This window comes from Thermophagus xiamenensis (assembly GCF_900112795.1).
Taxonomy (GTDB): Bacteria; Bacteroidota; Bacteroidia; order Bacteroidales; family Marinilabiliaceae; genus Thermophagus; species Thermophagus xiamenensis.
The window spans coordinates 46,499-59,233 of record NZ_FONA01000025.1; the positions used below are offsets into that span (position 1 = coordinate 46,499).

The window sequence follows — 12,735 nt, forward strand, 5'->3', positions numbered from 1 at the left end:
GATGTAAGACTAAATTATACGCCGGCTATTGAACCAAACAATTCGATATGGACACGAGGAGCATAACGCCAACCATTTTGTATGGCCATTTCCAATACCATTTTTGATGTTTTCTTTAATTCTTCCATTGTGGCACCCAAAGGCATCAGTAAAATGTCATCGGCGTTCCAGTTTTTTAGTTCGGAAAGGTATTCTTTATTTATTTCCAAATAATCGTTGTGATTCCCTATAACAAACTTAAGCTGAAAATCTTTATTGTTTTCTCTCGAAAAATCGATAAACTTTTGAAGTACCGGCAAATTTTTTCGTCTTTGGGCATGGTAGGAGAGGGGCCCGGAGGGTTTAAGCCCATAAAACGTTATTTTTTCATCGGTGGGATTAGAATTTGATAATTTGGGCGAAATACTGAAAAGGTCGATGTGTTGGGCCACTTCCCTGGAAAAAAGGGTTCCATTGGTTTCGACCGACAGATGCAGTTGAGGTATTTTTTTTAGTTCCAGGCATAAATCAGCCAGAGCTTTATGTTGTAAAAAGGGTTCACCGCCGGTAATAACAACATGTTTCATAGCCCCTAAGTTCTGTTGTACCAGTGCTACAACATCATCAATAGCCATTGAAAAGGTTCTTTCGGGCGCAAAAGAGGCATAGGGTGTATCACACCGGCAAAAGGAACCATCAGGCATAGACCATATACATCTTAAATTACATCCGGATAAACGAATAAACAGGGATGGGACACCAGCCAGTTTCCCTTCCCCCTGAATGGTTCCGGGGAACGAAAAACCGGTGGCGGGTAATTCTGACTGTGACTGCCCATCCTTATCTTTGGTTATAGGGAAAACGCCTTCGTTGGCCAGTGCTAAATAACTCATTGGTTCAAAGCTTTATCTTCAACTCCTGCTTCGGCAAAGGCTTTGGCTCTAAGCAGACAACTATCACATTTTCCACAGGGTTTTTCCCCGCCTCGGTAGCAGCTCCAGGTCAATTCAAAAGGTACATTCAATTGCCGGCCTAAACGAATCTCATCAGCTTTTGTCTTGTATACAAACGGTGCGTGAATACGAATGGGCTGATTTTTTTCGGCACCCATGACTGTTCCTTTGTTGATGGCCTTTTCCATTGCTTCTATAAATTCTTCCCTGCAGTCGACATATCCGGAATAATCGACCTGGCTAACGCCAATGAAGATGTCTTGAGCACCTATGGCTTCGGCATATGAGGCTGCAACGGAGAGAAAAACCATATTGCGTGCCGGCACATAAGTGTCGGGAATATCTTTGCGGTTTACATCCCCGTCTTTTATTTCTATCGATTTGTCGGTCAGTGAGGACCCCCCCCACAGGTCGAGTTTCATGTTAACCACTTGATGTTCTTCTACCCGGGCACTTTGAGCTACTGCCCTGGCTGCCTGTAATTCTCTTTCATGCTGCTGACCGTAATCAAATGAAAGAGCATATAATTTAAAGCCTTGAGATTTTGCAAGATATAAGGCTACACTACTATCTAATCCACCCGATAATAATACTACTGCTTTCTTCATTATTAAATATTTTAATGTTGCTGTTGAAGTATTTTTATGTTTTATCTGTTTGGTGATGCCTGTTTTAGCGGTCAGTCCCTTCTGTGGGCATAATGACCGTGTTCATCGTAACTTTTTAGATGTTTTAAGTAAATTATTTCTCTGCTGACATTCGACAGCGTCTTAATCGTAATGGATTAGCAGAGAATGCTCAGGTTATATTGTGTACTTAAAAAGGTAAGAAACCAGCCTGGTGTAAAACAATGGGGGAACCAACCAATGAGAAAGCCAAAAGCTCTTTTTTGATGAAATTGGTCGATAAGTAACGGATAGCATCAAAAAGGCATTTTTGCTCATGAAGTCCATGGCCCATAGTTTTGTTTATAGACAGGATGGTTTCGAACTGTCTTTAATTTCAGTGCAAAGATACTAATTTTTGTGCCTGCATAGCGGTATTTTAATCAAAATGTGCATTTTTGTATGGATTTTAAAATGGCTGAGGCCATATGGTATGCCTTGCTATACCCGTCCATAATATGACAAAACTGGCGGGGTAGGTATTAAGTAATTCTTTGATGCAACATTTGTTATTGCAGCTTATGGCATTCCCGGGCAACAGTCTGTCCCCAAATAGTACCTAACCACAAAAAATAATTTAGTGAGAAGAGACGTTTTAAAAGTAATATTCAGTCTGCTGATATTTGCCGGTAATTCATCTGTTAATGCACAATCCTCTTTAGATGAGGTTTCACCCAATCAAAATCATATTACCGTCTTGTATCATCAAGGTATTGTTATTCCACACCATGCCAATATGATATATTTTATTGATGACTATTCGCGGGGTGTGGAGGTGAATTATGGGTTTTTGAGGATTGACAACAAGGGTTGGCAGCAATATTACAATTATCCCGAAGCAGGTGTGGGACTTTTTTATAATTCCTTTGGGAACCCGGATATTTATGGTCAGGGAATAGCGCTATATCCCTATCTTCATTTTCCAATAGTCCGAACCCCTCGTTTTTCCTTGAAAAATAAAGTAGCGGTAGGAATAGGGTATACGAATAAACCATTCGATTATAAGGAAAACCCCCGGAATCAGATATTTGGAGCCCGGTGGAATGTTTATGTGGGCTTTGGCCTATATGCGGGTTACCGCGTTTTCGACCATTGGTCCATAAATGGCTCAGCTTCTTTGAACCATATGTCGAATGGTGCCTTACGTAAACCCAATAATGGTATAAATACGCTGACATTTAGTGTTGGTGCAAGATATCATTTTATGGATGATTTGATGCCTAAGTTAAGCAAATTGGAAGCACCACGGATAAATTCAAGGGATATTCAGGTATTTGTGAATTACGGACGTAGCCAGGCCAACGATTATAACTTCAATATCTATTCGTCGGGGAGTTTAAGCATCAATCATTTATGGTACCGGTCGGTAAAATCGGCATGGAGTGCCGGCCTGGATATGATTTATTTTGGTGCTGCACCTTATGCTTATCCTTATAATACCGAATATATTTCTCATATTCATCGGATGTTTTATGGCGTATTTGGGGGGCATCACTGGTTAATGGGTAAAACCACACTTTTTGCACAGGTGGGTGTATATTTGTATTCGTATATTAACCCACCCCAGCCGGTATATCCGCGGTTGGGAATCCGTCATCAAATTACTGACCGTTTGTTATTTAATTTTAGTGTGAAAGCCAGCTTTTTCCGTTCCGAATTTATTGAAGTGGGGTTGGGATATCGAATACCTTATAAAGAAAGTACATTATAATTGCCTTTGTTATTGACGTGGCAGCCAAAGAAAACTACTTAGGCAAAAGTGCACAGGCAGATGGCTTAATGGTAACTTTTCAAAAACATAATTTGCAGGAAGGGTAACTTTTGGGGAATATGGGTTGTGTATTGGCTTCAATGAGCTTAAAAATAATTATTTTAGTTAATCTTATGGTGATGATAAAAAAGGTTTTTATTCCGGTTCTACTGGTCTTAATTATTTTTTCAGGATGTAATTACATCGATGCGTTAAATGAAGATGGGGAACTAATAACCCGGGAGATTTCAGTTGAAGCCTTTGACCGAGTGGAAATAGAAACTTCAGTGCGTTTGGTTTTGTCTAATGATACAGTTGTTCGGGTACGAGCCCGCGGGCTGGATTTTATTTTGGATAGATTGAACATTAGTCAAAATGGGACGACGCTTGTCGTTGAAGCAGAAGGAAACATAGGCTTTAGGCAAAAGCAAATGCCCGATGTTATTATTGCCGCACCAAACACAATACGTATTACGTCTAATTTTCCTTCTGAAATATCTACGCTCGATACCTTAATTATTGATAATTTAACAATAGTGGTGAATGGGCGTGGCACCTTTACCGAATGCCATATGTTATTGGATGCCGGTCAGGTATCTCTTAATGTATACGGCAGTAATGTGGGGAACCATATTTTTCAGGGAAAGGCAGAAAAATTAAATGTTGTGGCCGAAGGATTGACAAGCGTTAATGCATCGGAATTGATAGCCAATGAGGTAAAATATATCCAAAGGTCGGTTAATGACGCCTATTTACGCGCCCGGGAGAAGTTGTCGGTGGAAATTTATTCTTCAGGAAATGTCTATTATTATGGAAATCCCGACACTACGGTTAAGAGAGACTATCCTTTGTATGAAGTGGAATTGGGTAATGCTATACCCTTAAACTAAATTACAATGTTCTTTTCTTTATTCTGTAAAACTTCTTCCTCTAGCCGAATTTGTTTATCGAGTAAGTTTTGTAGAGTAGTAGATTTAAAATATTTAATGATTATTTCGTTTAAGTCGTCCCAAAATAATTTGGCGGCACAGTAATTTTCCCGCTCACATTTGTAATTATCACCGAAACAATCGGTAATACAAATTCCCGGTTCAAAAGCGTTGTATATATCGATGATAGCAATCTCTGAGGCAGGTTTTGTTAAAATATATCCACTTTTTTTCCCTTTAACATTGGTAATAAGCCCGGCAACTTTAAGGGCATAAATAATGTGGTCTAAGTATTTATTGGAAAGATTTTGCCGTTTGGCAATTTCTTTTTGAAATATTCCTCCTTTGTAGGTTTCTCTGGCAATTTCTATCATTGCCCTAAGTCCATACCTTGTTTTGGTATTTAACTTCATCCGTATAAAATTTATCTAAGTTATTGGCTGGATGGAACTCGCATGGCTTAATCAAATTTATACATGTTCTTTTGTGGTTAAAGCCGCCATGCTCGTTTCATTCATATAAAATTTTCTTATTTCATTGAATTATTAATTCTTAAAATTAATGGTTAGTGGTTAGTTAATTAGTCATTAGTAAATCAACACTAATAACTAATTGACTAATGACCTAATTGCCTATCGGCCTATTGACCTATTGACCTAACAGCACTTCTGCCTTTATCTTTTTAATCATGTTCCAATTGAGGCAAACTTTGGTTGGTTGGTCTCGATTCAAGGCGGCAGGGTCAATTTTCTAATGTAAAGCCAAAGTTAATAAAAACTTCCTGCCTAACCTTTACCATACCTAAAAATTTGGATGGGGGTTCCAATCCAAAATCTTTGAGGTTAATCTTTACCTTCCCTTTTATGTGGAGTTCTTTATCCAGGCATTCATTAACATAGCCCGGTATTTCATAGGTTTGTGTGTGTCCTGCTAAGCCTACTTTAATTTTGGGGACTACGGTAGTGGTATTTCCTACAGGTAACCTTAAATTATCGAAAAAAATGGTGATGTCGATATACGGGAATTCTTTAGCTTTAATGAAGTCGAGGAAGTCTTTATACATCATTGGGTTAGAAGGCTCGAAGTCGTGAGCGGGGATTTTTAAGATAAGAACATCATTGGAAGGGTTTTTACTTTTTACAACCCTAGGATTATCGTCTAACTTTTGGATAAAATAAAATTGATTAACATTGGTTGAGCCGTCAATCTTTATGAAATCTTTGCATCCTTCTGTTTCAGTATTGAAAATTGGTTGGGTATTTATATCAATGTCTGATTGTGCAATAACATCATAGGTAAGAAAAACAAAAAACAGGGGTATTAGTTTCCTGAAGTTTTTCCGTCCACTAATTTTAGATAGTTTGTGTAAGGTAATATTTGGGAAAAACTTAAGAAAATAACTCCTTGTTTTTTGTTTTTCTTGAACCATCATAAAAATAAGGCTTTAGAAATGGTTTTGTTAATATTTTAGAAACTAATTACAGCCTCTAACATTAAACCATTAAATTTTCCTTCATTGTATTTGTTATAGGTAGGAAAATTGTTATAGGATTGATTGACGTATTCCACTTTAGCCAGAATGTTTTGTGTCATGAACCATCCGCCGCCTAATTGAAAACGTTTAATATCGACGTCGGCAAATTCTGTTACATCTGATTCATTTGTAAATTTGCCTTCGCCTGAAACGATATTGTAACGGCCACCCACATAGAAATTTTCGTTGGCACCGAATCGATATATTAGCTCAGCGGCATACTGATTAAATTTACGTGTGGATGTTTCGTCATTAGCTTTTCCCTTGGCTTGTTCTACAACCCCAAAAAATTCTAATCCTTTATATTTTATAAATGGATTAAACATTAGTGCTGTAAGCTCATTAGAGAAACCGGGGTCCCACCGCCCGGAGCGGAAATTACCGGATGAAGTAGCACCCACTTCTTCCATTACGAAATAATAGCGAGCCCCGGCCCTGTCGCCGGCATATAGATAGGTTCTGGCACTTTCACCTGTAGAATAAACAGAACCGGTAAGCCTTAATCTAAAATCGGAATTTAAATAATTGTCATAGCCCAGTTTGGCAATAAATGAAGGTTTAGTAGTACCGGGTGAAGTAACCGCCTGATTGAGCTTCCCGTTTGTTAATCCTAACATGCTGATAAAGCCGTTTTTTCTAAAGTAGACTTCGCCTCCCACTTCAGTGGTGAAGCCATCCATAATTAAATTGCCGACGAAGGGATTAAAAAAAGCCTGGGCATTGTCGGTTCTGCGGAAATGAGCATCACCATAGTTATTCTCCATATGCCCAACCCGGATGGTGACATATTGCATCAGGTTTTGGAGGAAACCTTCGCGGATAAAGTCGAGTTTGTCTATCTGGAAGTACCCGCCTTTTACATACGTTTCGGTATGGTGTCGGGACGACAGATAGGTGCGTAAATGCATCCTCACGCCATCATAAAGTGCAACATCCAGGTCAAGGTTAGCCGTTGCCAGATTGAAGTTGCTTCCAATCTCTTCTAAAGCCACACTTCCCGAGTTTTCATGATCCAAAGCCTGAAACTGAAGGGTAGAGGCACCTCCAATGCGAATTTTAACCCCATCAAATTCGCTTTCGGCCTCTTTGGGTGCTTCAAATTGGTTAATTCCTCTTTTGTCGGGGTAGCGATAATAATTAATATTTCTTTGACTTAGGGCCGGAAGTGCAAACGCAATTAGGCCCGAAAAAAGAATTATGTGCAAAAAACTTTTTTTCATAACGTCTCTTCTTAAATTATGGTTAAAAACAGATGAATTATTTTAATGATATACTGAAGCTAACTTTAACCAAGTCATCGGTATTAATCGAACCAAACATCACTGAGGGTGGTTCCATATCAAAATCGGTCATTTTTAGTTCTATATCCCCGGTAACTTTTAATTCATTTTTCTCATTCCAAGAAAGATGAACAGGAATTGTAACCGAATTGGTTTTTCCGGCAATTGTCAGTTGACCCGGGACGAAATAATTTTGTTGGTTTTTATTTACCTCGATTGGCTTGTCTTGTGTGAAAGAAATCGACGGATGCTTTTTTGCCTTCAATGCCTCATGCGCTTTATTGTTCATCATAGATTTAGAACTTAAAAGATCTTTGGCATTGGCTGTAAACTTTGTATTGGAAAGAAGGAAGTTGCTGTTTTCAGTTTGTTCAAACCTGGCTGATACATCAAACTTTTTCATTTCCATCTCCCAATCGTGAAGTGTTGACGTCCCCGTAACTTTTAAGGTATTATTGTCTCCTGTAAGGTTAATTTCTTGCCCATTAACTATATAGGGTAATACCAACAAAGCCAGTAGGTAAGCGGAAATTAATTTAATTTTAGTCATGTTATAATTGTTTTAATTTTAATCCTAGCGCAAAAGTAGTAAAAAAATGAGTAATTAAATACCGTTTATATAAAATTACCCATCAAAAAAATTAGAAAATGAAATGAGTATGACCAAATTCAAGATTATCAAACGAAGAAGATGTATAAAAAGAGTACAGGCAGAGAGGAATAGACAGATATTGATCTTTGTATTTCACTGTTTTGGGGAATCGTGTTTTATTCTTCGACCAGAGGTTAAGATAAATTTATGCTGGGGCCAGGGATGCCAGACAAATTTACTTGAATGAGCGCGGCGAGATCAATATTAAAATTCAATATTTTGTTTAAGATGTTTAAGGTTTGTTTTCGACAAAACTTCTTTTAAATTCCCAGAGGAATCATATCCATCAGCGGTTGAAGAATATTTGGGGCCTGGATAAGATGTTCGGGTGGAGTTGTGACTTTAAGTGCCAGTGGCAAAATATTAATATGAGCTTCTACACCTAAATTTACCGGTTCGCCATCCACATGGCCAAATAAAGGTTTAGGATGCCGAATAGTAATATTTCGCGCCCGAATAATGGTATCGTATTTGTTTTTGTCGATAGATTGATCCAACATGCTGATCAAGAGAGCGGGGGCTGAAAACTTCGGGAAATCTTTAATGAGACATACATCTATAAGACCGTCGTCAATTAAAGCTCCCGGTGCAATATGAAAATTATTTCCGTATTGGCTGGAGTTGGCAAAGCTAACTAAAAAAGCATCGAGTTGAATTTTTGCTCCATCTACGAAAATGGTATAATTCTCTGATTTGTATTTGGGGAATTCTTTGGATATTAGTTGCATATAAGCCAGCGGGCCCCGCTTTTTTTTGTGGGCAAATTTGTGACTGATATATGCATCAAACCCGATGCCGGCAACATTAAATGAATAATAGTCATTTATCTTTATTACATCTATCGATTTAACCGAACCTTCTTTAATGACTTCAAAAGCCTTGTTAATTTTTACGGGGATTTGAAGAAAACGCGCCAGTCCGTTTCCCGAACCGGTCGGAATAATGCCTAATGCTGTTGAGGAATTTATTAACCCTCTACCCACTTCATTAACGGTACCGTCGCCACCAACTGCAACAACTATGTCGTAGTTCCCTGCAGCTTGCGAACTCAGTTGAAAAGCGTGTCCCGGTTTTTCCGAAAAAATAATATCATAACCGGAGGACTTGGCTTGATTAATAAGACTTCGCTCCAGTTCCTTCTGGCGTCCTTGTCCCGAGGCAGGGTTTATTATAAACAAAGCTTTTTTATCCATTTTTAAGCGTTGGTTAACGTTGCGCAAATTTATACATATATTTTTGTAATTCTACTGTTTGGAGTAATTGCAGAATTTTTATTTTCTTTGAAATAAAAAAAAGTGGAAACATTAATTCATCTCGACCAGGAATTACTTCTTTATTTAAATTCATTTACTTCACCATTATTTGACAACTTTTTTTGGGTGGTAACCAGTAAAAGCATCTGGTTTCCAATGTATTTTATGATTCTGTATGTAATATTTCGCCAGCAGGGATTAAAAGGGATTGTAACGTTACTGGCGTTGCTTCTTATGCTTGTTTTATCTGATCAGATTTCTACGAATATATTTAAGGAAGGTTTTGAACGTTTTAGACCTTCTCATGAACCGGCTCTTTCGGGATTGGTTGATTTGATTAATGGGAAAAAAGGAGGAAAATATGGTTTTGTGTCGTCACATGCCACCAATTCATTCGGACTAGCCATCTTTTCCCTTTTGTTGTTTAGAAAAAGATGGTATTCCATTTTTATTATTTTTTGGGCCTTATTAAACAGCTATTCCCGTATTTACATGGGGCTTCATTATCCGGGAGATATATTGGGGGGGATGATTTTAGGATCATTGATTGGGTGGTTTGTTTTCTGGCTTTATAAAAAGATTTCCAGACGCTTTGTTATCACTTATGCCGCAAGAGATTACTCGTTTCAATTATCTTCTGTTTCTCCTGTTATTTTTACCGGGATCTTGACGATTATTATTGTTTTTATTTCCTCAGTATTGTTGCTAGAATTGATGTAAGATTGGTAAGTTGCCGGGTTAAACTTTAAAGGTTATTGATGTTTTAAGCATAACTTATGAAATAAATAGAGTTTAATAATTGTTAAAACCTATACTTTTGTTGTTAAAACTGTTTTAAATCTGTGTTATTATCCTTAATTTTATGACACTTCAATAACCTTTAAAAATATTTTAGATATGAGTGCAACAATAACATTTAACCAGCTCAGGAGGATAAAAGACAGTCTTCCTGAAGGAAGCATGAGAAGCATCGCTGAGGCATTAAACCTCGACGTAGAAACAGTAAGAAACTATTTCGGTGGTGCTAACTACGATCGGGGTAAAAGCATAGGAATCCATCTGGAACAGGGACCTGATGGTGGAATTGTTGTATTGGACGACACAACTATTCTTGAAATGGCTAGAGAAATTTTGGAAGGGAAAAGAGAAATACATCTAACCAACTAGAATTAATATCACTTTAAAAACAAAAGCGGGAGAGTTCCTATATGGGAGCTTTCCCGCTTTTGTTTTGATAGAATCTGTGTTTATTGCTTCAGTTACTGGGCAGCGTTAAACAATATTAAAATTGTGATTAGGATGCAGAAAATTAATTCGAAGATATACTTTTGCACCACGCAAAACGCTACCTATTTCTGATATAATCAAGTATAGTTATTAATTCTGATTTAATTTTTATGCAAATTCTATTTGGATAGGCATTTAAATAAAAAAGTAAGAGAAATAAATTATTAATGAGTTTTTAAAAGAAAGGCATTATGATTGTTTTTTATGCTATGGTCATAGTCTTTATCATAGGCTATGGATTCATTGTGTTGGAACACGTTAACAAAATTGATAAGGCAGCTTCTGCACTATTAACCGGTGCTTTATTATGGACATTGTTAGTGATTGATGGGCCAAGGATTATGCAATTGAATTTGAATTCAGAATGGCTTAAGTATTCTGCTGATTCAGGTTTGGGGACTGCGAGTGAGGTGATGGATTTTATAACGCATCATGCCGTCATTGAGCATTTGGGAGATGTTGCATCAATTATCTTTTTTCTTTTAGGTGCCATGACCATAGTGGAGGTGATAGACCGTTACCAGGGCTTTCGGATAATCACTGATCGCATACATACCACCAATCGAATTAAATTGCTTTGGATAATTAGTTTTATAACCTTTTTCATTTCGGCTGTATTGGATAATTTGACAACATCCATTGTCATGATTACTCTTCTACAGAAATTATTAAGTAAACAAGATAATCGATGGTTGTTTTCAGGCATGGTTGTTTTGGCCGCCAATGCCGGTGGAGCATGGTCGCCAATGGGGGATGTAACGACCATAATGTTGTGGATTGGCGGGCAAGTAACGGCAGCCGGAATTGTAAAATCTCTTTTGATTCCCAGTTTAGTTTCAATGCTGGTTCCGCTTTGTATATTCTCTTTGGTAATGAAGGGTGCCACTACGCGTCCACTTCTTGAAGCGGGAGAAACAGCAGAATTTATTCCGTATAAAGAACGAGTCAGGATTTTAATATTAGGCCTTTCGGCTTTAGTGGCAGTGCCTATATTTAAGGGTCTTACCCAGTTGCCGCCGTTTTTGGGTATGTTATTGGGGCTTGGTGCTCTTTGGATATATACCGATAGGCGATTAAAACGAAAACATTTTTTGGATAAAAGAAAATTGAGTATTGTAAAAATTCTGAAGCAAGTCGATGTTGCATCTATTCTCTTTTTCCTGGGTATATTACTGGCTGTTGCGGCCTTGCAAACAGCAGGACATTTAAATCTATTGGCAGAATGGTTAGACAATAATGTTGGCAATATTTATGGTATTAATCTGATTATAGGATTCTTATCCTCAGTAGTAGATAATGTGCCATTGGTGGCGGCTTCGATGGGAATGTATGAGATTCCGCAAGTTGCTGATCCCGGATTTATGTCCAGTTTCTTTGTGGATGGTAATTTTTGGTCGTTCCTCGCTTATTGTGCAGGTACAGGAGGAAGCATCTTAATCATTGGTTCGGCCGCTGGCGTGGCTGCCATGAGCTTGGAAGGCATTCCGTTTTTTTGGTATTTGCGTCGCATTACACTACCCGCTTTGGTTGGTTATCTTGCCGGGGCAGGCGTCTATTTGTTGATGTTTGCATGAATTAACCAGATGTTTAGAATAAATTTTTTAATTCCTGAGAAGATAACTTGGTAATTATATTCCTTGTTTGTTCGAGCCTTTGCGGAGTCCCAATATCATACCAGATATCTTCTTTGGTTTCATAGCCTTTAATAATATGTTTTGAACCCAACTCTAGATAAAGCTTTATGATTGAAAAAGCCTCGTCGGGTTTTGAGAAATTGAAAATTTCAGGGCTGACTATATGAATGCCTTGAAAACCATATGGTGTTGTCATTAAAGCGGGCCGGATGGTAATTTTTTCTCCGGTATTTATATTTTCCCAACCGGACAACACCATATTATTATCAAATAACAAATATCTACTTGTTGCTCTTTTTTTTACCATCATAGAAACAAGTGGCTTGAATTCCTGATGAAAATGAATGAATGGGGTTAAGTTCGCCGTAGTGAGTATATCTACATTATAGAGTAGGATAGGGGTATCGGGATCAAATAATTTTCTTGCGTGAAAGAGTCCCCCCCCGGTATCCAAAAGCTTTTCTTTTTCATCCGAAATAAGTATCTCCATTTTCGTTGAACTATAATTATTGAGAAAATCAATAATTTGCTCATGATGATGATGAATGTTTACAACGGTTTTAGAGATTCCTGCATGCTCGAGTTTTTTTAAAGCGTATTCAAGCATGGGTATTTTGTTTACTGTTACTAAGGCTTTAGGTATATGATTGGTAATTGGTCGGAGGCGAGTTCCCAATCCTGCAGCAAAGACCATTGCGTTCATTTGTCTCATAATTGATTTTAACCCGGATTATGCATTAGAATAATTAAAAGGTGGACTTAGGCTTTCCACTTTCGCAAATATTCCGTCCATCCAGGGTCGCCTTTTTGCATTCAAAG

13 protein-coding genes are annotated in these 12,735 nt (G+C 37.9%); 5 read left to right on the top strand and 8 right to left on the bottom strand.

Annotation, left to right across the window (positions count from 1 at the left end):
• Positions 1 to 14: 14 nt before the first annotated feature.
• Together BM130_RS13585 and queC are read right to left on the bottom strand one after the other, a co-directional pair.
• Positions 15 to 872 (bottom strand): 7-carboxy-7-deazaguanine synthase QueE, encoded by an 858-nt coding sequence (locus BM130_RS13585; RefSeq protein ID WP_010528443.1) that lies wholly within the window; start codon positions 870 to 872, stop codon positions 15 to 17.
• Complete coding sequence (gene queC / locus BM130_RS13590; RefSeq protein WP_010528444.1) at positions 869 to 1,540, bottom strand: 7-cyano-7-deazaguanine synthase QueC; 672 nt, start codon at positions 1,538 to 1,540, stop codon at positions 869 to 871. Before queC ends, BM130_RS13585 begins: the two co-directional genes overlap by 4 nt.
• A gap of 637 nt (positions 1,541 to 2,177) precedes the next feature.
• Here queC and BM130_RS13595 point away from each other — a divergent pair.
• The gene (locus BM130_RS13595; RefSeq protein WP_010528445.1) at positions 2,178 to 3,308 is read left to right on the top strand and encodes an acyloxyacyl hydrolase; all 1,131 of its coding nucleotides are present in this window, start codon (positions 2,178 to 2,180) and stop codon (positions 3,306 to 3,308) included.
• 179 nt (positions 3,309 to 3,487) lie between these two features.
• Positions 3,488 to 4,237, top strand: coding sequence for a GIN domain-containing protein (locus BM130_RS13600; RefSeq protein ID WP_237706162.1), 750 nt, complete (start codon positions 3,488 to 3,490; stop codon positions 4,235 to 4,237).
• Here BM130_RS13600 and BM130_RS13605 read toward each other — a convergent pair.
• From BM130_RS13605 to BM130_RS13625, 5 genes are all read right to left on the bottom strand, one after another.
• Positions 4,234 to 4,689, bottom strand: a complete 456-nt coding sequence (locus tag BM130_RS13605) for an RrF2 family transcriptional regulator (protein ID WP_044138813.1) — start codon at positions 4,687 to 4,689, stop codon at positions 4,234 to 4,236. The two genes, BM130_RS13600 and BM130_RS13605, sit on opposite strands and share 4 nt — an antisense overlap.
• 329 nt (positions 4,690 to 5,018) lie before the next feature.
• Positions 5,019 to 5,708, bottom strand: a complete 690-nt coding sequence (locus tag BM130_RS13610) for a YceI family protein (protein ID WP_010528448.1) — start codon at positions 5,706 to 5,708, stop codon at positions 5,019 to 5,021.
• A 35-nt stretch (positions 5,709 to 5,743) separates the two neighbouring features.
• Positions 5,744 to 7,030: a hypothetical protein gene (locus tag BM130_RS13615; RefSeq protein ID WP_010528449.1), complete on the bottom strand. Its 1,287-nt coding sequence runs from the start codon at positions 7,028 to 7,030 to the stop codon at positions 5,744 to 5,746.
• Positions 7,031 to 7,067: 37 nt separating this feature from the next.
• The gene (locus BM130_RS13620; protein ID WP_010528450.1) at positions 7,068 to 7,640 is read right to left on the bottom strand and encodes a YceI family protein; all 573 of its coding nucleotides are present in this window, start codon (positions 7,638 to 7,640) and stop codon (positions 7,068 to 7,070) included.
• Between the two features lie 362 nt (positions 7,641 to 8,002).
• Positions 8,003 to 8,935, bottom strand: a complete 933-nt coding sequence (locus tag BM130_RS13625) for a diacylglycerol/lipid kinase family protein (RefSeq protein WP_010528451.1) — start codon at positions 8,933 to 8,935, stop codon at positions 8,003 to 8,005.
• Between the two features lie 102 nt (positions 8,936 to 9,037).
• On the opposite strand from BM130_RS13625, the gene BM130_RS13630 reads away from it, so the two are divergent.
• From BM130_RS13630 to nhaD, 3 genes are all read left to right on the top strand, one after another.
• Positions 9,038 to 9,715 carry a phosphatase PAP2 family protein gene (locus BM130_RS13630; RefSeq protein ID WP_010528452.1) on the top strand — a complete coding sequence of 226 codons (678 nt, stop codon included), beginning with the start codon at positions 9,038 to 9,040 and terminating at the stop codon, positions 9,713 to 9,715.
• Between the two features lie 177 nt (positions 9,716 to 9,892).
• On the top strand, positions 9,893 to 10,162 hold the full coding sequence (locus BM130_RS13635) for a hypothetical protein (RefSeq protein ID WP_010528453.1): 270 nt from the start codon (positions 9,893 to 9,895) through the stop codon (positions 10,160 to 10,162).
• A 311-nt stretch (positions 10,163 to 10,473) separates the two neighbouring features.
• Positions 10,474 to 11,856, top strand: coding sequence for a sodium:proton antiporter NhaD (gene nhaD / locus BM130_RS13640; protein ID WP_010528454.1), 1,383 nt, complete (start codon positions 10,474 to 10,476; stop codon positions 11,854 to 11,856).
• A gap of 13 nt (positions 11,857 to 11,869) precedes the next feature.
• Here the strand turns inward: nhaD and BM130_RS13645 are convergent, their stop codons facing one another.
• Positions 11,870 to 12,619 carry a nucleotidyltransferase family protein gene (locus BM130_RS13645; RefSeq protein ID WP_010528455.1) on the bottom strand — a complete coding sequence of 250 codons (750 nt, stop codon included), beginning with the start codon at positions 12,617 to 12,619 and terminating at the stop codon, positions 11,870 to 11,872.
• Between the last annotated feature and the right edge of the window lie 116 nt (positions 12,620 to 12,735).